Annotated in this window: 20 protein-coding genes; 13 read left to right on the top strand and 7 right to left on the bottom strand. The window is 72.6% G+C overall.

Annotated features, from left to right (window positions below):
* The first annotated feature begins 27 nt into the window (after positions 1-27).
* Positions 28-390, top strand: a complete 363-nt coding sequence (locus tag BI06_RS35810) for a hypothetical protein (RefSeq protein WP_043475309.1) — start codon at positions 28-30, stop codon at positions 388-390.
* 261 nt (positions 391-651) lie between these two features.
* Positions 652-1,620 (top strand): cytochrome c oxidase assembly protein, encoded by a 969-nt coding sequence (locus tag BI06_RS35805; protein ID WP_030396279.1) that lies wholly within the window; start codon positions 652-654, stop codon positions 1,618-1,620.
* Positions 1,621-1,719: 99 nt separating this feature from the next.
* On the opposite strand, the gene BI06_RS35800 is transcribed toward BI06_RS35805, so the two are convergent.
* On the bottom strand, positions 1,720-2,427 hold the full coding sequence (locus tag BI06_RS35800; protein WP_043475307.1) for a TetR/AcrR family transcriptional regulator: 708 nt from the start codon (positions 2,425-2,427) through the stop codon (positions 1,720-1,722).
* Between the two features lie 142 nt (positions 2,428-2,569).
* Between BI06_RS35800 and BI06_RS35795 the strand changes: the two genes are divergently transcribed.
* A complete protein-coding gene (locus BI06_RS35795; protein WP_043475304.1) occupies positions 2,570-4,048 on the top strand; it encodes an MFS transporter in 1,479 nt (492 codons plus the stop codon).
* 99 nt (positions 4,049-4,147) lie between these two features.
* On the opposite strand, the gene BI06_RS35790 is transcribed toward BI06_RS35795, so the two are convergent.
* The 3 genes from BI06_RS35790 to BI06_RS35780 all read right to left on the bottom strand — a co-directional run bounded on the left by BI06_RS35790 (position 4,148) and on the right by BI06_RS35780 (position 7,428).
* Positions 4,148-6,370, bottom strand: a complete 2,223-nt coding sequence (locus BI06_RS35790; protein WP_030396282.1) for an NADP-dependent isocitrate dehydrogenase — start codon at positions 6,368-6,370, stop codon at positions 4,148-4,150.
* 130 nt (positions 6,371-6,500) lie between these two features.
* The gene (locus BI06_RS35785) at positions 6,501-6,953 is read right to left on the bottom strand and encodes a DUF4180 domain-containing protein (RefSeq protein WP_078880361.1); all 453 of its coding nucleotides are present in this window, start codon (positions 6,951-6,953) and stop codon (positions 6,501-6,503) included.
* Positions 6,946-7,428: a helix-turn-helix domain-containing protein gene (locus tag BI06_RS35780; protein ID WP_030396284.1), complete on the bottom strand. Its 483-nt coding sequence runs from the start codon at positions 7,426-7,428 to the stop codon at positions 6,946-6,948. Before BI06_RS35780 ends, BI06_RS35785 begins: the two co-directional genes overlap by 8 nt.
* A 235-nt stretch (positions 7,429-7,663) precedes the next feature.
* Between BI06_RS35780 and BI06_RS35775 the strand changes: the two genes are divergently transcribed.
* Positions 7,664-8,020 carry an SAV_915 family protein gene (locus tag BI06_RS35775; RefSeq protein WP_063795091.1) on the top strand — a complete coding sequence of 119 codons (357 nt, stop codon included), beginning with the start codon at positions 7,664-7,666 and terminating at the stop codon, positions 8,018-8,020.
* Positions 8,017-8,328: a hypothetical protein gene (locus BI06_RS35770; RefSeq protein WP_030396286.1), complete on the top strand. Its 312-nt coding sequence runs from the start codon at positions 8,017-8,019 to the stop codon at positions 8,326-8,328. Before BI06_RS35775 ends, BI06_RS35770 begins: the two co-directional genes overlap by 4 nt.
* Positions 8,329-8,416: 88 nt before the next feature.
* On the opposite strand, the gene BI06_RS35765 is transcribed toward BI06_RS35770, so the two are convergent.
* On the bottom strand, positions 8,417-9,733 hold the full coding sequence (locus BI06_RS35765) for a DUF2254 domain-containing protein (protein WP_030396287.1): 1,317 nt from the start codon (positions 9,731-9,733) through the stop codon (positions 8,417-8,419).
* 428 nt (positions 9,734-10,161) lie between these two features.
* Here BI06_RS35765 and BI06_RS35760 point away from each other — a divergent pair, with 428 nt between their 5' ends.
* Complete coding sequence (locus tag BI06_RS35760) at positions 10,162-11,721, top strand: APC family permease (protein ID WP_369826326.1); 1,560 nt, start codon at positions 10,162-10,164, stop codon at positions 11,719-11,721.
* A gap of 108 nt (positions 11,722-11,829) precedes the next feature.
* Here BI06_RS35760 and BI06_RS35755 read toward each other — a convergent pair whose 3' ends face one another.
* Complete coding sequence (locus tag BI06_RS35755; protein ID WP_030396289.1) at positions 11,830-13,455, bottom strand: FAD-dependent monooxygenase; 1,626 nt, start codon at positions 13,453-13,455, stop codon at positions 11,830-11,832.
* Positions 13,456-13,758: 303 nt separating this feature from the next.
* On the opposite strand from BI06_RS35755, the gene BI06_RS35750 reads away from it, so the two are divergent.
* The 7 genes from BI06_RS35750 (at position 13,759) to BI06_RS35720 (ending at position 19,193) form a co-directional block, all read left to right on the top strand.
* On the top strand, positions 13,759-14,925 hold the full coding sequence (locus BI06_RS35750) for a SchA/CurD-like domain-containing protein (RefSeq protein WP_030396290.1): 1,167 nt from the start codon (positions 13,759-13,761) through the stop codon (positions 14,923-14,925).
* 164 nt (positions 14,926-15,089) lie between these two features.
* Positions 15,090-15,524, top strand: coding sequence for a cupin domain-containing protein (locus tag BI06_RS35745; protein ID WP_030396291.1), 435 nt, complete (start codon positions 15,090-15,092; stop codon positions 15,522-15,524).
* Complete coding sequence (locus BI06_RS35740; protein ID WP_030396292.1) at positions 15,521-16,780, top strand: beta-ketoacyl synthase; 1,260 nt, start codon at positions 15,521-15,523, stop codon at positions 16,778-16,780. Before BI06_RS35745 ends, BI06_RS35740 begins: the two co-directional genes overlap by 4 nt.
* 5 nt (positions 16,781-16,785) lie before the next feature.
* A complete protein-coding gene (locus tag BI06_RS35735; RefSeq protein ID WP_030396293.1) occupies positions 16,786-18,027 on the top strand; it encodes a beta-ketoacyl synthase N-terminal-like domain-containing protein in 1,242 nt (413 codons plus the stop codon).
* 79 nt (positions 18,028-18,106) lie between these two features.
* Positions 18,107-18,367 (top strand): acyl carrier protein, encoded by a 261-nt coding sequence (locus tag BI06_RS35730; RefSeq protein WP_030396294.1) that lies wholly within the window; start codon positions 18,107-18,109, stop codon positions 18,365-18,367.
* 1 nt (position 18,368) lies between these two features.
* Entirely contained in the window at positions 18,369-18,824 is a 456-nt protein-coding gene (locus BI06_RS35725; RefSeq protein WP_043475302.1) for an SRPBCC family protein, read from the top strand.
* 39 nt (positions 18,825-18,863) lie between these two features.
* A complete protein-coding gene (locus BI06_RS35720; protein WP_030396296.1) occupies positions 18,864-19,193 on the top strand; it encodes a TcmI family type II polyketide cyclase in 330 nt (109 codons plus the stop codon).
* A 166-nt stretch (positions 19,194-19,359) separates the two neighbouring features.
* Here BI06_RS35720 and BI06_RS35715 read toward each other — a convergent pair.
* Positions 19,360-19,624: hypothetical protein (locus tag BI06_RS35715; RefSeq protein ID WP_158516500.1), on the bottom strand; the 265-nt coding region annotated here is incomplete at its 5' end.

Below are 19,624 nucleotides of genomic sequence, written 5' to 3'. Positions count from 1 at the left end.
CGGAGGCGATGTCCTATTCTGTTGGGCATGTCGAACCCTGACGGGCTGCTCGTCGACATCGCCGCGATGGTCGAGTCCGAGCACAGCAACCAGATGTCCCTGACCGTGGTGGTCCCCGGTGCGGTGATCACCGGCAGGCTCGCGCCGGTGTCCCTGTGGTGGGAGCGGGTGGCGGAGGTCCTCCAGACCTCGGAGCACCTGAAGCCGTTCGCCGCCCTCTTCGCACCGCCCGCCGACGGCCCACCGGCACGGCCGACCCACCTGCATCTCCACCGGGCGAAGATCCTTCAGGGCGACTTCGCGCTGCCCCACACCGGCGGCATGTACCGCATCGCCATCGAGGACATCAGCAGCTGGACCATCGGCGACCTCGGCTACTCCGACACCTGACGACGACGGCGACGGCGGGCCCGCACCGCCGTCGGCCGGATCATCGACGCCACCGTCCGCAACGTCGACGACTTCGCCGCCGGCCGCACCAACGGCAACACTCTCGTTCCCAAGGGCTGAGCCCTCCGGCAGGGGGCCGGGGGGCCGGCCGGGGTAAGGCCCGCCTAGGCTGTACGACGAAGCAAAACGGGCGAACCGGACCCAGCCAGGGACCGCGAGGACGGAAAGCAGGACCCGCCGATGGGCGACGGAATGTCAGGCATGCACCACCACGGCGGGATGACCGAGCTGGGACCCTTCACGCTCTCCAATGTGCTCACCTGGTCGCCCGACTGGGTGTTCCTGGCGGCCGCCCTGGCCGGGCTCGCGCTGTACCTGCTCGGCGTGGTCCGGCTGCGGCGGCGCGGGGACAGCTGGTCGGTCGGGCGCACGGTCGCCTGGGTGCTGGGCATCGGCTCGGTGATCCTGGTCACCTGCACCGGGCTCAACGACTACGGCATGGTGCTGTTCAGCGCGCACATGATCCAGCACATGGTGCTCTCCATGCTGTCGCCGATCCTGCTGCTGCTCGGCGGGCCGATCACCCTGGCGCTGCGCGCGCTGCGGCCGGCCGGCAAGGGGCGTCCGCGCGGGCCGCGCGAGCTGCTGGTGGCGCTGCTGCACTCGACCTACGTGAAGGTGATCTCGCACCCGGGCTTCACCATCCCGCTGTTCATCGCGAGCCTGTACGGCGTCTACTTCACCCCGCTGTTCGACTTCCTCATGCAGTACCGGCTCGGGCACATCGCCATGATGGTGCACTTCCTGGCGACCGGGCTGGTGTTCTTCTGGCCGATCATGGGCGTGGACCCGGGCCCGCACCGGCCGGGCCATGTGATGCGGATCATCGAGCTGTTCATGGGCATGCCGTTCCACGCCTTCTTCGGCGTCGCGGTGATGATGGCCAACCACCAGCTGGTCAAGACCTTCACCACCGAAGGGGCGCCGCCCGGCACCGACCTCCTGGCGGACCAGAAGCTGGCCGGCGGCATCACCTGGGCGTTCGGCGAGATCCCGACCGCGATCGTGCTGATCGCGCTGGTCTACCAGTGGATGCGCTCGGAGGAGCGGCTCTCGCGCCGCCGGGACCGCGCCGAGGACCGCAGCGGTGACGCCGAGCTGGCGGCGTACAACGCCTACCTGGCCTCGCTGGACCAGCGCAACCGGCGACCGGCGGCCGACGCCGGCTGATCCGGCCGCACCGGCGGCAGACCTTCGACGAGCCCCCGTCCGATCACGGACGGGGGCTCCGTCGTGCCCGGGCCCTGTCGCCTCCGGAGGGGCCCGGGCTCAGGCGCCGCGCGGGGACTGCCGGGCGAGGCCGGCGACCAGGATGTCCAGGCCGAACTCGAAGCGCTCGTCGCCGACGTTGCGGGTGAGCGCGGCGGCCATCGAGGTGATCATCGGATAGCGCTCGGTCGGGATGGTCGCGAAGTAGTCGTGGATCCGCTCGGTGAACTCCTCGGTGTTGCCCCCGCCCCGGGTGGAGGCCTCGAAGGCGGTCGCGGTGGTGTACAGGCCCAGCAGGTCGACCCCGTAGGCGGCGGTCTGCTCGTCCAGGCCGCCGGCCCGCAGAATGGCGAGCATGGCCTCGGCGATGTCCATCGCGTGCGGGGTGATCGGGACGTTGGCGACCACGGCGGCCTTGGCCAGATCCCGGTGCGAGAGCAGCGCCTCGCGGGAGCGCCGCAGCAGGCCCTTGATCTGCTCCTCCCAGCGGGCCGGGTCGGCCTCCTCCAGCTCGATGTCGGCGTAGGCGAGGTCGAGGACCAGCTCGACCAGCTCCTCCTTGGAGCCGACGTGGGCGTAGAGGCTGGCCGCGCCGGTGCCGAGCTCCTGGCCGACCCGCCGCATGCTCAGGGCGTCCATGCCCTCGGTGTCGACGATCCGCAGCGCCGCCTCGACGATCCGCTCCCTGCTCAGCGGCTGCCGCCGGGGTGCCCGCTCCCTGTCCTGCCAGTGCTCGGGCCAGCCGGAGCGCGGGGCGGGACTGGTCATGGGGGCTCCTTCGTGGTCGGTGACAGGACCCACAGTACTTGACACGAACACCGTTCCATGGGAGAACACTGTTCGTTCAAGAAAACAGTGTTCGTGATGACGAACGCCGTTCGTCACTGGCTCTCGCTCCGGAGACCTCCCCATGACCAGTCAGATCGCCCCGCCCGCGCCCACCGGAACGCCGTCCACCGGCTACCGGCTGCGCTGGGCGGGACTCGCCGTCATCCTCGCCGCCGAGGTGATGGACCTCCTCGACACCACGATCGTCGGCGTCGCCGCCCCCGCCGTCCGGCAGGACCTCGGCGGCAGTGACGCCCAGATCCAATGGATCACCGCCTCCTACACGCTCGCCTTCGCCGTCCTGCTGATCACCGGCGGCCGGCTCGGCGACCTCCTCGGCCGCAAGCGCCTGTTCGTCCTCGGCGCGGCCGGCTTCACCCTCGCCTCGGTGCTCTGCGCGGCCGCGCCCGGCGCCGGCACCCTGATCGCCGCCCGCACCGTGCAGGGCCTGTTCGCGGCGCTGCTCATCCCGCAGGGGCTGGGGCTGATCAAGGCGATGTTCCCGCCCAAGGAGCTCGGCGCCGCCTTCGGCCTGTTCGGCCCGATCCTCGGGCTCTCCTCGGTGCTCGGCCCGACCCTGGGCGGCTACCTCACCGGGGCCGACTGGTTCGGCCTCGGCTGGCGGGCGGTCTTCCTGATCAACCTGCCGGTGGGCCTGCTCGCCGTGTTCGCCGCCGGGCGGATCCTGCCCGCCGACCGCACCACCCCGAGCACCCCCGGTGCCGGCACCAACACCGGCACCGGGCGGATCGACCCGGTCGGCGTGCTCCTGCTCGGCCTGGCCGTCCTGCTGCTGGTCTACCCGCTGGTGCAGGGCCGCGAGCTCGGCTGGCCGCTGTGGACCTTCCTCTCGATGGCCGCCTCGGTACCGACGGCCTGGCTCTTCACCGTCCAGCAGCGCGGCGTCCTGCGCCGCGGCGGCACCCCGCTGATCGAGCCCTCGCTCTTCGGCAAGCGGGCCTTCGTCTCGGCTCTCGCCACCGGGCTGGTCTTCTTCGCCGCCCTCTCCGGCCTGATGCTGGTCTTCACCCTCCACCTCCAGCTCGGCCTGGGCTGGACACCGCTGCACGCCGGACTGTCGATGATCCCGCTCTCGATCGGCGTGGTCGTCGGCGCCGTGCTCTCCGGCGCCCTGCTGGCTCCCCGGTACGGCCGCCGGGTGCTGCACCTCGGCATGGTGCTGGCCGCCGCCGGCGCGCTCGGCCTGTGGGCCACCGTGGACGGCGCCGACGGCCTCACGTCCTGGCAGCTGGCGCCGGCACTCGCCCTGGCCGGCCTCGGCCTCGGCCTGATCATGGCCCCGTTCTTCGACATCGCGCTGGCCGGGGTCGAGGAGTCCGAGACCGGCTCCGCCTCCGGTGTCCTCAACGCCCAGCAGCAGCTGGGCGGCTCGATGGGTGTCGCCCTGCTCGGCACCGCCTTCTTCGGCTGGGCCCGCACCGACGGCTTCGGGCACGCGGCCGGCCGGACCTACGGCCTGGTCGCCGCACTGCTCGCGGCGGCCTTCGTGATCGCCTTCCTGCTGCCCCGGCAGGCCCGCCCGGACAGCGAGGGGCACTGAACCCGCCGCCGCCCCCGGGCGGTGGAACGCCGGGAGGCCCCGGGAGTCCGTCGGTACGGACTCCCGGGGCCTCCCGGGTCGTGCGCGGTGCGGGTGGGATCAGCCGAGGTTGGCAATCGCCTCGTTGAGCGTCTTCGACGGACGCATCACGGCCGCGGCCTTGGCCGGGTCCGGCTGGAAGTAGCCGCCGAGCTCGACCGCGGTGCCCTGCACGGCGACGAGCTCCTCGACGATGGCCGCCTCCTGCTCGGTCAGCGTCTTGGCGAGGCCCGCGAAGGCCTCGGCCAGGGCGGCGTCCTCGGTCTGGCCGGCCAGCTCCTGGGCCCAGTACATGGCCAGGTAGAAGTGGCTGCCGCGGTTGTCGATGCCACCGAGGCGGCGGCTCGGCGACTTGTCCTCGTTGAGGAAGGTGCCGGTGGCGCGGTCCAGGGTGTCGGCCAGCACCTGGGCGCGGGCGTTGCCGGTGGTGCGGGCCAGGTGCTCGAAGCTGGCGGCCAGCGCGAAGAACTCGCCCAGGCTGTCCCAGCGCAGGTAGTTCTCCTTGACCAGCTGCTGGACGTGCTTCGGGGCGGAGCCGCCGGCGCCGGTCTCGAACAGGCCGCCGCCGTTCATCAGCGGGACGACCGACAGCATCTTGGCGCTGGTGCCCAGCTCCAGGATCGGGAACAGGTCGGTCAGGTAGTCGCGCAGCACGTTGCCGGTCACCGAGATGGTGTTCTCGCCGCGACGGATGCGCTCCAGCGAGAACGTGGTGGCCTCGACCGGGGCCAGGATCTCGATCCGCAGGCCGGTGGTGTCGTGCTCCGGCAGGTACGCCTTGACCTTCTCGATCAGCACGGCGTCGTGGGCGCGGGTCTCGTCCAGCCAGAAGACGGCCGGGTCGCCGCTGACCCGGGCGCGGGTGACGGCCAGCTTCACCCAGTCGCGGATCGGCAGGTCCTTGGTCTGGCAGGCGCGGAAGATGTCGCCCGGCTGGACGGCCTGCTCCAGGACGACCTCGCCGGTGGCGGCGTCGACCAGGCGGACGGTGCCGGCGGCGGCGATCTCGAAGGTCTTGTCGTGGCTGCCGTACTCCTCGGCGGCCTGGGCCATCAGGCCGACGTTCGGGACCGAGCCGATGGTGGCCGGGTCCAGGGCGCCGTTGGCGCGGCAGTCGTCGATGACGGCCTGGTAGACACCGGCGTAGCTGCTGTCCGGCAGCACGGCCAGGGTGTCGGCCTCCTGGCCGTCCGGGCCCCACATGTGGCCGGAGGTGCGGATCATGGCCGGCATCGAGGCGTCGACGATGACGTCGCTCGGCACGTGCAGGTTGGTGATGCCCTTGTCCGAGTCGACCATGGCGAGCGCCGGACCGGCGGCCAGCTCGGCCTCGAAGGAGGCCTTGATCTCGGCGCCGTTCTCCAGCGCGTCGAGGCCGGCCAGGATGCCGCCGAGGCCGTTGTTCGGGTTCAGACCGGCGGCGACCAGGGCCGCGCCGTACTTGGCGAAGGTCTGCGGGAAGAACGCCCGGACCACGTGGCCGAAGACGATCGGGTCCGAGACCTTCATCATGGTGGCCTTGAGGTGCACCGAGAACAGCACGCCCTCGGCCTTGGCGCGGGCGACCTGCGCGGCCAGGAACTCGTTCAGCGCGGCGGCGCGCATGACCGAGGCGTCCACGACCTCGCCGGCCAGCACCGGGACCGACTCGCGCAGCACGGTGGTGGTGCCGTCCTCGGCGAGCAGCTCGATGCGCAGCGCACCGGCCTCGCCGATCACGGTCGACTTCTCGGTGGAGCGGAAGTCGTTCACGCCCATGGTGGCGACATTGGTCTTGGAGTCGGCCGACCAGGCACCCATGCGGTGCGGGTGGGTCTTGGCGTAGTTCTTGACCGACGCGGGGGCGCGGCGGTCGGAGTTGCCCTCGCGCAGGACCGGGTTGACGGCGCTGCCCTTGACCTTGTCGTAACGGGCGCGGACGTCCTTGTCCTCGTCGGTCCGCGGGTCGTCCGGGTAGTCCGGCAGCGCGTAGCCCTGCGCCTGCAGCTCGGCCACGGCGGCCTTGAGCTGCGGGATCGAGGCCGAGATGTTCGGCAGCTTGATGATGTTGGCACCCGGGGTCTTGGCCAGGGCGCCCAGCTCGGCGAGGGCGTCGCCGATCCGCTGGTCCTCGGTCAGACGCTCCGGGAAGCTCGCGATGATCCGCCCGGCGAGGGAGATGTCGCGCGTCTCCACCTTCACGCCCGCGGTCGAGGCGTACGCCTGGACGACCGGCAGGAACGAGTACGTTGCCAGGGCAGGCGCCTCGTCGGTGTGCGTATAGATGATGGTCGAGTCAGTCATCGGTACTCCGCTTCACGTCTCCAACGTCTTGACGTCAAGATATCTCGTGACCGGCCCTCCGCTCCACCTCCCCCCGGCACGGATCAGCTCCACGGTCGGCCCGATGCCCTCGCGGGGCAAGCCGAACGGGTCACCGGGAGGGCCGGGAGGCGCCGTTCCGGGCCTCGCGCAGCGCGTCGATCCGGGCGTCGAACTCGGCCTCGTCGGCGAGGAACCACAGCTGGCGGCCCCTGTTGCTCTCCCGGACGAAGTCGCGCAGCGCGCCGCTGGCCCCGGTGTACGCGGAGAGGTCGCCGACCACGGCGAGGCCGACCCGGTACTGGGCGAACTTCTGGGTGACCTCCCCGGCGAGTCGTGTGCCCAGGGTGAAGAACTCCGGCCCGAACCGGGCGGCGGGCACGACCAGCCATTCGGCGTCCTCGGCGAAGGCCTCGCCGAGCAGGTCCATGCCGTCGCGCGGGTCGCGGACCACCGGGCCGTCGGCGGACAGCCGCACCACGACCGGGGAAGGGGCAGCCGAGGGCGCGGGCACGGGGGCGGCGAGGGCGGAGGCGGGGGCGGGCGTCGGGAGCGGCTCAGACATGGCGGTTCTCCGTGGTCAGGGTGTGGATGAGGAGGAGCAGCTCGGCGGTGTCGGCCGGGTCGCCGAGGACGATCACCTTGAGGGTCGAGCGCTCCTCGTTGTGCAGCGTCTCGATCCGCAGCGGCACACCCCCGCCGCGCGGGCCGGAGACCGCCGCGAGCAGGGTGTTCGACAGCCGCGCGGCCTCCCGGAGGCCGATGCCGTCGATCTGCACCACGGCGGACGCCTCGGCGTGCAGCGGTCCCGGGGCCGCGGGCGGCGAGCCTTCGGACCCGGAGGAGGTGGCGTCGGGGCCGTCGGAACCGGGGCCCCCGGCGAAGGACTCGAAGTCGCGGCGGGCGATCCGGTACTGCTTGCCGATCCTGGTGGCCCGCAGCCTGCCGTCGCGGACGTAGCCGCGGACCGTCCGGACGTGCAGTCCGAGCAGTTCGGCAACCTGCTCGACCGAGAAGTACTCCGGGGGGTGCTCCGGCACCGGCCGCCTCCTTCGCCTTGTCGCTTCGTTACGCAAACCACTATGGCACAGGGAAGGATACGGAAGGATAGGGAAGGGCGTCCGATGAGCGGTGCACCCGACCGTCAGGACTTCGTCAACGCGGCGCTGCATTCGGTCAACGCTGCGTCAGGAAGGTTCTCCGTCCGGCCGCGACGGTCCTAGCGTCGGAGGTGCAGTTCCGGCAGGCCCCTCTCCACCACTCGGGAGCACCCGCATGGCCCGCGTCGTCGTCTGGCACGTCCCGGTCACCGTCTCCGGACGGACCACCTCCCTCCGCCTCTTCCGCCTGCGCGACGGGCGCCGCTGCGCCGTCGGCTTCAGCTCGGCGGGTGCGCTCGCCGAGCTCCTCGGCCCGGAGCAGGCCGCCGTCGAACTCGGCGAACCGGCGCTGCGGGCGCTCACCGCGCCGCTCGGCGTCGACGAGCTCGTCCTGGACCCGCGACTGGTCGCCGCGCCGGTCGTCGCCCCGGCCGTCACGGCGGCTCCTGGCGATCCGTCCGCCGCCGGCGCCGCCCGCCCGGCGGCCGGGCGTCCCACCACCCGGTCCGGTGCGCAGCTGCAGCGCCGGTGAGCGCACTCCATCTGGTTCCCGAGGCACCCCGGCCCGAGCCGGCCCGGCCGCTCCAGGCCCTGGCCCGGGTGAGCTTCGGGCCCGTCCCGCTCGACTTCGACCGGCTGGTCGCCGAACTCCCGGCGGTGCAGAGCGGGTTGGCACTGGCCGGCGGCGCCGACCTGGAACTCCGGCTGGCCTGCACGGGACCGGAGGAGCTGCGCGCCGTCTCGGCCGCCCTGCTCCGGGCCGGTGCGGCCCATGTCCACGTCGATCTGGTGCTCCGCGCCCTCGTCCCGGCCCGGCCGACCCTGCGGCCGGTGCCCTGAGGCCCCCTCGAGAACCCCCGGGGGCCCGGGCCGGTGCACCCGAGCCCCCGGGCCCCCGGGTCACCCCGCGTCGCGGCGCCCGGGCCGCTCAGCCGATGCCCTGGCGGTCCGGGCGCAGGGCGAAGGCACGGACCTCGGGGTCGCCCTGCTCCTGGGTCACCGCGCGGACCAACAGGACCTGCTGCTCCAGGAGTTCGGGCCGTCGTAGGTCCGGGGCGATGCGCAGCAGGTCGTCCAGCGCGGCGGTCAGGCGGCGGGTCACCTGGGGGTGGCCGGCGCCGCAGAGGCGGATCTCGGTGAAGGCGAGGTCGACGATGCTGGACCACCCCGGCACCGGTTCGACCAGCCGGACCGCACCGTGCCGGTCGCGGTGGCAGAGGTCGCCGAAGCTCTCGTGGAGCAGCGTCGCCAGCAGTTGGTGGATCCGGTCGACGGCCTGCACGGCGGTGGTCGGGTCGTTGACGGCGGGCGAGAGCGCGCGGATCGCGATGTCCACGAGCTGGCGGAAGCCGAAGCTCAGGTCCTGGTGCATGGTGCGGTCGACGCCGACGTTGAGCGCCTGGGCGATCCGCCGCGAGCGCGGCGGGCGCTCGCCGGCCACCCGGACGATCGGGGTCCCGGGGGCGATGAAGTCGCCGATCCGCGGCACCAGGTGCAGTACCGCGTCGTGCTTGCGGGCGATCCGCAGCAGCCGTCCGATGTTGACGTCCCGCAGCACGCCGGAGCGCCCCTCGTGGAGCAGGGTGTACGCCTCGGCGGGTGCGGGCGGCGCGGGTTCGGCCGGCATCAGGCGGTACTGGAGCAGGACGGCCATCGACTCGTTGGCCACCCGGTCGATCACGTGCGGGACGCGCAGCAGCCGCATCGTGGACTGCACGTAGAGCACGAACAGGGCGAGGCTGAGCACGACCAGGACCACGGCCACCACGCTGGAGAAGACCGGCACCGAGGTGAGCTTGGCCGGGTCGGTGGAGTCGTCGTAGCTGAACTGGACCAGCAGCGCGAAGAGGAAGGTGGCCAGGCAGACCGAGAAGGCGGCCTTGGTCAGCCGGCTGCGGACGTAGAGCCGCAGCACCCGCGGGCTGAACTGGCTGGCGGCCATCTGCAGGGCCACCAGGGAGATCGAGAAGACCACGCCGATGAACGTCAGCATCGCCGAACTCACCGTGGAGACCACGGACTTGGCGGCGCTGTTGAAGCGCAGCAGCTCGTCCACCGAGCCGGTGTCGGCGACGCTCTGGCTCACCACCGCCTCGTCCAGCTCGGCGGTCAGCCCGGCCAGCAGCACGGCGGCGACGCAGGCGAGCAGCGGGGCGAACCAGAACGACTCGCGCAGGTGCTCGCGCAGCGGGGAGAGCGGTCGGTAGCGGACCGGCGGCCGCGGCCCGGTCTGGCGGTCGGTCATCGCCCCAGGCTAGGTGCCCGCACGCGGCAGCCCCCGGCACGCCACGCGCCGGTATTTCTATGCACTCCGACCGATTTCTATAAACCGGGATGCCGTCCATATTGCACGAGTACGGACCGAGGCTCAATTCGCGCTCAAATAGCGGAACTACTCACGAGTCACGTAACGGGCACATGAACACATGGCCTCCTACCTGCGGGAATATCCCGCGAAGTAGGTAAACATTCAGTAATGAAATCTGTGCAGAGGTCTATGAATACGCCTACTGTGTGGCAACTCTCCGCGCTCCGTACAGCCGGAGCTCCCACAGCACAGAGAGATTGCGCATGGCTTCCCTCAACCAGCTCTCTCCGCCCGGATCGAGCACCGGCACCACCGGCACCACCACCCACCGCTCGCTCCGGCGCGAGGTCGGCCTGATCGGCCTCATGTGGGCCTCGGTCGGATCGATCATCGGCTCGGGTTGGCTCTACGGAGCCAAGAACGCCGTCGTCGTCGCCGGCCCGGCGGCGATCGTCGCCTGGGGCATCGGCGCGGTCGCGATCGTCCTGCTGGCCTTCGTGCACGCCGAGCTCGGCGGCATGTTCCCGGTCGCCGGCGGCACGGCGCGCTACCCGCACTACGCCTTCGGCGGCCTCGCGGGCATGTCGTTCGGCTGGTTCTCCTGGCTCCAGGCCGCCACCGTCGCCCCGATCGAGGTCGAGGCGATGATCGGCTACGCGGGGCACTGGGAGTTCGCGAAGAGCCTCCTCAACGAGAACGGCACCCTCACCGCCAGCGGCTTCGTGGTCGCCGTGCTGCTGATGGGCCTGTTCGTCGCGGTCAACTTCCTCGGGGTCCGGGTGCTCGCCCGCACCAACAGCGCCACCACCTGGCTGAAGATCTTCGTCCCGCTGTTCGCGATCTTCGTGCTCGCCGTGACCAACTTCCACGGCTCCAACTTCAGCTCGCACGGCTTCGCCCCGTTCGGCGTCAAGGGCGTGCTCACCGCGGTCAGCGCCAGCGGCATCATCTTCGCCCTGCTGGGCTTCGAGCAGGCGATCCAGCTGGCCGGCGAGAGCAAGAACCCCAAGCGCGACATCCCGCGCGCGGTGCTCGGCTCGGTCGCCATCGGCACCGTCATCTACGTCCTGCTCCAGGTCGTCTTCATCGCCGCGCTGCCCGCCGCCTCCTTCGCCAACGGCTGGGACAAGCTGGACTTCCCCGGCATCGACGGCCCGTTCGCCGGCCTCGCCACCGTGGTCGGCCTGGGCTGGCTGGCCTGGGTGCTGTACTTCGACGCCATCGTCTCCCCCGGCGGCACCGGCCTCATCTACACCACGTCGACCTCGCGCATCGCGTACGGCCTGAGCAAGAACGGCTACGCGCCGCAGCTCTTCGAGCGCGTCGACAAGCGCGGCACCCCGTGGTTCGGCCTGGTCATGTCGTTCGTCACCGGCGTCATCTGCTTCCTGCCCTTCCCGAGCTGGCAGGAGCTGGTCGGCTTCATCGTCTCCGCCAGCGTGCTGATGTACGCCGGCGCCCCGCTGGCCTTCGGCGCGCTGCGCCGCCGGCTGCCGCACCGCGAGCGCTCCTACCGCCTGCCCGGCGGCGCGATCATCGCCCCGGCCTCGTTCGTGGTCTCCAGCCTGATCATCTACTGGTCCGGCTGGCACACCCTCTCCCGCCTGGGCATCGCCATCGTGGTCGGCTACGGCCTGCTCGGCAGCTACGCCTTCTACGCGACCCGCAAGGGCCTGCCGAACGCCCCCCGCCTGGACCTGCGGGCGGCCCAGTGGCTGCCGGTCTACCTGCTGGGCCTCGGCCTGGTCTCCTGGCAGGGCGGTTTCGGCGACGGCACCGGCCGGATCCCGATGTGGTGGGACATGGCCGCGGTCGCCGCGTTCTCGCTGGCGATCTACTTCTGGGCGATCCGGGTCGCCCTGCCCGCCGAGGTCATCGAGAAGAACATCGAGGACGTCGAGGTGGTCGACGCGGGCGGCCACTGACCCCCGCCACCCAGCACGACGGGCCCGCCGGTACGCACCGGCGGGCCCGTCCGTCGTCCCGGCCGGACGACAGGTCGTACGATCGGACTGCAGGTCGTCCCGGTCCGACTACAGCGAGAGCACCTCCCGCAGGGCCCGCTCGACCTCCCCGGCCGGGTCCTCCACCGGGCCCTGGGCGCGCCAGGCCACGAAGCCGTCCGGGCGGACGAGCAGGGCGCCGTCGGGGCCGATGCCGTGCAGGGCGGCGAAGTCCTCGCCCGGCTCGGGGGCCAGGTCGTCCTCGCCGTCCGGGCCGATCCGGAACGCCTCCAGCGGGACGGCCAGCCGGTCCGCCGCCCGGCGGGCGCCCTCCTGCCAGGCGGTGCCCGCCGAACCGGTCAGCAGCACCATGGTCTGCTCGTACAGATCGAGGGTGGAGAGCCGGACCCCGGCCCGCAGCAGCCACTGGTGCGGCGCCCGGCTGCCCGGCTCGCCCGCCGACTCGAAGGCCTCCGGGACCACCGCGCCCTGCGGGTCGGTGCCGGTCACCGCGCCCTGCGGGTAGCGGTAGCCGAGCGCCACCGCCAGCACCCCGGCCTGCCGGCCGACACCCGGCACCACCGCGTAGCCCGGGTGGCTGTGCTCGGCGGACCGGGCCGAGGCCCGCTCACTGGTCACCCGCGCCACCGGGCGGCGCTCCTGCCCGTAGGTGTCCAGCAGACCCGGGCCGGCCCAGCCGCAGAGCACCGCGGCGAGCTTCCAGGCCAGGTTGTGCGCGTCCTGGATGCCGGTGTTCGAGCCGAACGCGCCGGTCGGGGACATCTCGTGGGCGGAGTCCCCGGCCAGGAACACCCGCCCGGAGGAGTAGCCCTCGGCCACCCGCTCGGCCGCGTGCCACGGCGCCCTGCCGGTCACCTCGACGTCGAGCTCCGGCATCCCGACGGCGGCCCGGATGTGCCGGGCGCAGCGCTCGTCGGTGAACGCCTCCAGCGGCTCGCCGTGCTCCGGGTGCCACGGCGCGTGGAACACCCACTCCTCCCGGTTGTCGACCGGCAGGAGGGCGCCGTCCGCCTCGGGGTTCGTCAGGTAGCAGGCGATGAAGTGGCGGTCGCCGACCGCCTCGGCCAGCCGCTTCGCCCGGAAGGTGATGCTGACGTTGTGGAACAGCTCGCCCTTGCCGGTCTGGCCGATGCCCAGCGCGGTGCGGGCCGGGCTGCGCGGGCCGTCCGCCGCGACCAGGTACTGCGCCCGGACAGTCCGCTCCTCCCCGGTCTCCCGGCTGCGCAGCAGCGCCGTCACCCCCTCGTCGTCCTGCTCGAAGGAGAGCAGCTCGGTGCCGAAGCGGATGTCCGCGCCCAGGTCCCGGGCGGCGTGGCGCAGCACCGGCTCCAGGTCGTTCTGGCTGCACAGGCACCAGGAGCTGGGGCTGAAGCGGGCCAGCCGCCCGCCGGGGTCGATCTCGCGGAACAGCCACTCCTGCTCCTCGCCGGTCAGCGAGGGGGCCTGCAGGATGCCGTGGTTCGGGGCCAGCACGGACGCCGCCTCGCGGATCGCCGCCTCGATGCCGGCCACCCGGTACAGCTCCATCGTCCGGACGTTGTTGCCTCGGCCACGCGGGTGACGCGAGGTGTCGGCGTGCTTCTCGACCAGCAGGTGCCTGACACCCAGTCGGCCCAGGAAGAGTGCGGCCGACAGCCCGACCAACGAGCCGCCGACGATCAGGACCGGTACCCGGTCGTCCACCTTCGGATTCATCAATTGCTCCAGCCTGTACGGGAGTTCGGGGCCGAATGCGGGGCTCGGCGCGACCCTCGGAGGGGCCCGCGGACACGGCGGCCCGGTCCTACCGTCCCCCGCGCCGGGGCCGTTCTGGCGCTTCATCGCTCGGATGGCCCGCATGGCTCGCGCCACCCGGGAGCACCGCGCACGATCGACCTCAGACCTGGTGGCCGACGCCACCCCAGCACCCCTCCCCGCCGGAGGCCGCCCAGCCCCTCCGGCACCGGAGCCGCCGCACGCGGCCCCCGACGCGTGCGGCCCAGAAGCAGAAAGTGGATCATGACGACTCTGTCCGAACCGCCCGCGCGGCAGCACTCCGCCTCCGACACCCGGCTGCGAGTAGTGCTGATGCTGGAGATCCAGGACGGCGCCCAGCAGCGCTTCATGGACGTCTACGAGCAGCTCCGCCACCAGGTCGCCACCGTGCCCGGCCACGTCAGCGACCAGCTCTGCCAGTCCATCAACGACCCCCGGCAGTGGCTCATCACCAGTGAGTGGGAGGACCAGGAGACCTTCCTGCAGTGGGTGGACAGCCCGGCCCACCGCGAGATGGTCAAGCCGATGCACGGCTGCGTCAGCGACACCTTCCGCTCGATGCGCTACACGATCCTGCGCGAGACCTCCGCCGCCGGCGCCACCGGCACCCGGGCTCCGGCCGACGTGCCGGAGGGCCTGCCGCGCACCGCCCCGGCCGGACAGGCCGGCCCGCCCAAGGCCGACCCCGGCCCGGACGGCGTGGTGCGGCACGCGCTCACCTTCACCGTGAAGCCCGGCAGCGAGCCCGAGGTGGCCCGGATCCTGTCCGGCTACGCCTCCCCCCGGGCCGAGGTCGACTCGACCACCCGGCTGCGCCGCACCTCGCTGTTCATGCACGGCAACCGCGTCGTCCGCGCGGTCGAGGTGATCGGCAGCCTCGGCGACGCGCTGCGGCACGTCGCCATGCAGCCCGAGGTCCGGGCCGTCGAGGAGGCGATCAACCCGCACCTGGAGGAGGCCCGCCAGCTGGGCGACCCGCAGGCCGCGCGCGCCTTCTTCGCCCGGGCCGCGCTGCCCGCCGAGAACCAGGCCGTGGCCGGCACCCCGGCCGCCGGACGGCCGCACCGGCACGCCGTGCTGTACCCGGTGAAGCCCGGCAACGGCCAGGCGGTCACCGACCTCCTCGCCGAGTACGACGAGCTGGCCACCGTCGACCCGACCGGACCGGTCGCGACCAGCACCGTGTTCCACCGGGACGACGTGGTGGTCCGGCTGGTGGACCTGCGGGTGCCGCCGGAGGCGGACCCGGCGGCGGCACTCGGCATCGCCGGCGAGCGCGAGGCCGCCGTCCTGGGCCGGCTGCTCGACCTCGGCCCCGAGGTCGACCTGCGGACCGACGCCGGACTGCGCGCCTTCCTCGCCGCGCGCGCCATGAACCCGGTCACCGACCGCACCTCGCAGGACGCCTGACACCCAGTCGGTCCGACCCGGCCCGGGCGTCGCCGACCGCGGCGGCGCCGGCCGGAACCCCGGCAGAACCAGGTAGCACTCGGCAGAACACGGCAGCACCGGCGGCACGCCCGGCAGCACCCGGCGGCCCACCCGGTGGAACACCCGGCAAGAAGGAAGAAACCATGTCCACGCAGTACCCACGGATCGTGAACGTCTCCGAGGCCCCGGAGAACCGCCGGCGCGGCGGCGACCTGCGCGCCATGCTCACCCCGGCCACCTGCGGCGCCACCAGCGGGTTCATGGGGCTGGCCATCGTGCAGCCCGGCGAGCGGATCGGCGAGCACTACCACCCGTACTCCGAGGAGTTCGTCTTCGTCGTCACCGGCGACCTGGAGGTGGACCTGGACGACGAGACCCGGATCCTCAAGCCCGAGCAGGGGCTGATGATCCCGATCAACATGCGCCACCGGTTCCGCAACGTCGGCGACACCGTGGCCAAGATGGTCTTCCACCTCGGCCCGCTGGCGCCGCGCCCCGAACTCGGCCACGTGGACACCGAGGAGACCGGGACGGCGGTCAACGCCGGGCCGCCGGAACACGCCAAGGTGGCTTCGTGAACCGCCGACGGGTCGCCGTCACCGGAATCGGCGTGGTCGCGCCCGGTGGGGTCGGGGTCCCGGCGTTCTGGGACCTCCTCACCGCCGGGCGGACGGCGACCCGCGGCATCACGCTCTTCGACCCTGCCGGGTTCCGCTCCCGGATCGCCGCCGAGTGCGACTTCGACCCGGCGGCCCACGGGCTCGGCCCGGACGAAGTCCAACGGGCCGACCGCTACGTCCAGTTCGCGATGGTGGCGGCGGACGAGGCGATCAGCGACGCCGGACTCGACCTGGCCGCCGAGGACCCGTGGCGGATCGGCGTCTCGCTCGGCACCGCCGTCGGCGGCACCACCCGGCTGGAGCACGACTACGCCCTGGTCAGCGCCGGCGGCGCCCGCTGGGACGTCGACCACCGGCTGGCCGAACCGCAGCTGCACCGGGCCTTCGCGCCCAGCACGCTCGCCTCCGCCGTCGCCGAGCGGACCGGCGCCCACGGACCGGTGCAGACCGTCTCCACCGGCTGCACCTCCGGCCTCGACGCCATCGGCTACGCCTTCCAGACGGTCGAGGACGGCCGGGCCGACATCTGCATCACCGGGGCCTCGGACTCGCCGATCTCGCCGATCACCGTCGCCTGCTTCGACGCCATCAAGGCCACCAGCGAACGCAACGACGACCCGGCACACGCCTCCCGGCCGTTCGACGCCCACCGGGACGGCTTCGTGCTCGGCGAGGGCGGCGCCGTCCTGGTGCTGGAGGAGCTGGAGCACGCCCGGCGGCGCGGCGCCCGGATCTACGGCGAGATCGGGGGCTTCGCCACCTTCGGCAACGCCTACCACATGACCGGCCTCACCCAGGAGGGGCTGGAGATGTCCCGGGCGATCGACCAGGCACTCGCCCACGCCCGGGTCGACCGCACCGACGTCGACTACGTCAACGCGCACGGCTCGGGCACCAAGCAGAACGACCGGCACGAGACGGCGGCCGTGAAGCGCTCGCTCGGCGAGCACGCCTACCGGACGCCGATGAGCTCGATCAAGTCGATGGTCGGGCACTCGCTCGGCGCGATCGGCGCGATCGAGGTGGTCGCCTGCACCCTCGCGCTGGACCGCGGCGTGGTGCCCCCGACCGCCAACTACGAGACACCCGACCCGGAGTGCGACCTGGACTACGTGCCGCGCACCGCCCGGGAGACCCCGCTGCGCCACATCCTCTCGGTCGGCAGCGGGTTCGGCGGATTCCAGTCCGCCGTCGTGCTCACGAGAACGGGGTGAGATCCATGACGTCACGTCAACAGGAACGCCGGGCGGTGATCACCGGCCTGGGTGTGGTGGCACCGAACGGCGTCGGGGCCGATGCCTTCTGGAAGGCCACCAGGCAGGGCGTGAGCGTCCTCGACCGGATATCGCGCGAGGGCTGTGCGGACCTCCCGCTCCGTGTCGCGGGCCAGGTGCGGGACTTCGACCCGCAGGCCGTCATCGACAGCCGCTACCTGGTGCAGACCGACCGGTTCACGCACTACGCGATGGCCGCCGCCGACCAGGCGGTGGCGGACGCCGGATTCGTCGCCGATCCCGAACACCCCTACGCGGTCGGAGTGGTGACCGCGGCCGGCTCCGGCGGCGGCGAGTTCGGCCAGGGCGAGCTCCAGCAACTGTGGGGCAAGGGACCGCAGTTCGTCGGCCCCTACCAGTCCATCGCCTGGTTCTACGCGGCCAGCACCGGCCAGGTGTCGATCCGCGGCGGCTACAAGGGCCCGTGCGGGGTGGTGGCCAGCGACGAGGCCGGCGGACTGGACGCGATCGCGCACGCCGCCCGGTCCGTCGTGCACGGCACCGACGCGGTGGTGGTCGGCGCCGCCGAGGCCCCGCTCGCGCCGTACTCGATGGTCTGCCAGCTCGGCTACCCCGAACTGAGCCTGGTGGACCGGCCCGACCGGGCCTACCTGCCGTTCTCCCCCGACGCGGCCGGTTTCGCCCCCGCCGAGGGCGGCGCGATGCTGCTGCTGGAGGACGAGGCCACCGCCCGCCGGCGCGGGGCCGCGGTCCGGGCGTACGTCGCCGGGCACGGCGCCACCTTCACCGGCGCCTCCCGCTGGGCGGAGTCCCGCGAGGGCCTGGCGGCGGCGATCCGGATCGCCCTCGACCGGGCCAGGATCTCGCCGGAGGAGGTGGACGTGGTCTTCGCCGACGCCCTCGGCATCCCGGCCGCGGACCGCGCCGAGGCACTCGCGCTGGCGGACGCGCTCGGCCCCTACGCCGAGCGGGTCCCGGTCACCGCCCCCAAGTCCGGTACCGGGCGGGCCTACTGCGGCGCACCGCCGCTGGACACGGTCGCCGCCGTGCTCGCCATGGAGGACGGCGTCCTGCCGCCCACCCCCAATGTCACCGAGGTCGCCCACGACCTGGCCCTGGTGACCGGCCGCGCCCGCCCGGCCGAACTGCGCACCGCCCTGGTGCTCAGCCGCGGGCTGATGGGCTCCAACTCGGCGCTGGTGCTGCGGCGCGGCGAACCGGACTGACCCGCCGCCGGTCGGCCCGCCCACGGCCCGCCCCACGCTCCACCGCTCAACCACTAGCTCGCTACGAAGGGACACCCCCGTGAGCAACACCCTCAACTATCCAGAACTCGCGGAACTCATCCGGGCCCGGGCCGGCGTCGAGATCGACCCGGTCGAACTGGAGCGGCCCGGAGCCGATTTCGACGAGTTCGGCGTGGACTCCCTCGGCCTGCTCGGCGTGGTCGGCGAGCTGGAGAACCGGCACGGAGTGAAGGTCACCAACGGCGCGGAGTCGGCCAAGACCCCGGCCGAGTTCCTGGCCCTGGTGAACTCCGCCGTGACCGCGAAGGCGGGTGCCTGAGATGCCAGGACACACGGACAACGAGATCGTCATCGCGGCCCCGCTCGACCTCGTCTGGGAGATCACCAACGACCTGGAGAACTGGCCGCAGCTGTTCAGCGAGTACGCCTCGGTCGAGGTGCTGGAGCGCGACGGCGACCGGGTCACCTTCCGGCTGACCATGCACCCGGACGACGACGGCAAGGTCTGGAGCTGGGTCTCCGAGCGGACCACCGACCGCTCCGAGCTCGCGGTGCGGGCCCGGCGGGTCGAACCCGGCCCGTTCGAGTTCATGGAGATCCACTGGGAGTACTCGGAGGTGCCGTCCGGCACCCGGATGCGCTGGGTGCAGGACTTCGCGATGAAGCCCACCGCGCCCGTCGACGACGACGGCATGGTCAACCACATCAACCGCAACTCCCGGATCCAGATGCAGCTGATCCGCGAGAAGGTCGAGAAGAAGGCCGCGGAGCTCTGAGCCATGACCTCCCCCACGACCGAGAACCGGACCACCGGGATCCACCGCGCGCTGATCGTCGCCCGGATGAAGCCCGACGCGGCCACCGGGATCGCCGAGGCCTTCGCCGACTCCGACAACCGGGGTGAACTCCCCCACCTGATCGGCGTCACCGGGCGCAGCCTGTTCCAGTTCGGCGATGTGTACCTGCACCTCATCGAGGCGGACCGGCCGCCCGGACCGGCCGTCGCCCAGGTGGTCGGCCACCCCGAGTTCCGCTCCCTCAGCGACACGCTGACCGCCTACGTCCAGGCGTACGACCCGGCCACCTGGCGGGGGCCGAAGGACGCGATGGCGCGCGAGTTCTACCGCTGGGAGCGCCGCGGCTGAGCGTGCACCGGTGACACGACGCGACATGACGTGACACGACGAGCGGACACCCCGCGGGCCTCGGGCCCCGGGGTGTCCGCTCGTGCGGGCGGGTGGTGCGGGCGGCTCGTGCGGGCGGCTCGTGCGCCGCCGCCGGAGCGCCGGTGCGTCCGGGCCGGCTGTGCCGTCAGTGCGTCCCGGCGGGCTGTGCCGTCATCGCGGCGAGCACGGTGCGCCAGTCCTCGCCGGGCTCCGGGGCCAGCGGCCCGGCCAGCGCGTCGGCCCGGTAGGACCAGGGGCGCAGCAGCTCCGCCTCGGCGTCCGGGCCGTGCGCGACGGTGCTCGACGAGCCGAGCAGCCGGACCAGTTCGGCGGTGAACTCGGCCCAGGAGACGTGGCCGGTGACGGCGTTGACGATCCGGCCGGGCGCGTCGCCGAGGCTCGCCGTCACC

This window comes from Kitasatospora sp. MBT66, assembly GCF_000710405.2.
GTDB lineage: Bacteria > Actinomycetota > Actinomycetes > Streptomycetales > Streptomycetaceae > Kitasatospora > Kitasatospora purpeofusca.
The sequence above is the reverse complement of the archived record's forward strand: the minus strand, read 5'-3'. Positions and strand labels throughout refer to the sequence as shown.

What these genes read in the sequence shown, in the direction of transcription:
- BI06_RS35810 (WP_043475309.1), top strand. Translation starts at nt 28, where the DNA reads ATGTCGAACCCTGACGGGCTGCTCGTCGACATCGCCGCGATGGTCGAG.
- BI06_RS35805 (WP_030396279.1), top strand. Translation starts at nt 652, where the DNA reads ATGCACCACCACGGCGGGATGACCGAGCTGGGACCCTTCACGCTCTCC.
- BI06_RS35800 (WP_043475307.1), bottom strand. Translation starts at nt 2,427, where the DNA reads ATGACCAGTCCCGCCCCGCGCTCCGGCTGGCCCGAGCACTGGCAGGAC.
- BI06_RS35795 (WP_043475304.1), top strand. Translation starts at nt 2,570, where the DNA reads ATGACCAGTCAGATCGCCCCGCCCGCGCCCACCGGAACGCCGTCCACC.
- BI06_RS35790 (WP_030396282.1), bottom strand. Translation starts at nt 6,370, where the DNA reads ATGACTGACTCGACCATCATCTATACGCACACCGACGAGGCGCCTGCC.
- BI06_RS35785 (WP_078880361.1), bottom strand. Translation starts at nt 6,953, where the DNA reads ATGTCTGAGCCGCTCCCGACGCCCGCCCCCGCCTCCGCCCTCGCCGCC.
- BI06_RS35775 (WP_063795091.1), top strand. Translation starts at nt 7,664, where the DNA reads ATGGCCCGCGTCGTCGTCTGGCACGTCCCGGTCACCGTCTCCGGACGG.
- BI06_RS35765 (WP_030396287.1), bottom strand. Translation starts at nt 9,733, where the DNA reads ATGACCGACCGCCAGACCGGGCCGCGGCCGCCGGTCCGCTACCGACCG.
- BI06_RS35760 (WP_369826326.1), top strand. Translation starts at nt 10,162, where the DNA reads ATGTGGGCCTCGGTCGGATCGATCATCGGCTCGGGTTGGCTCTACGGA.
- BI06_RS35755 (WP_030396289.1), bottom strand. Translation starts at nt 13,455, where the DNA reads ATGAATCCGAAGGTGGACGACCGGGTACCGGTCCTGATCGTCGGCGGC.
- BI06_RS35750 (WP_030396290.1), top strand. Translation starts at nt 13,759, where the DNA reads ATGACGACTCTGTCCGAACCGCCCGCGCGGCAGCACTCCGCCTCCGAC.
- BI06_RS35745 (WP_030396291.1), top strand. Translation starts at nt 15,090, where the DNA reads ATGTCCACGCAGTACCCACGGATCGTGAACGTCTCCGAGGCCCCGGAG.
- BI06_RS35735 (WP_030396293.1), top strand. Translation starts at nt 16,786, where the DNA reads ATGACGTCACGTCAACAGGAACGCCGGGCGGTGATCACCGGCCTGGGT.
- BI06_RS35725 (WP_043475302.1), top strand. Translation starts at nt 18,369, where the DNA reads ATGCCAGGACACACGGACAACGAGATCGTCATCGCGGCCCCGCTCGAC.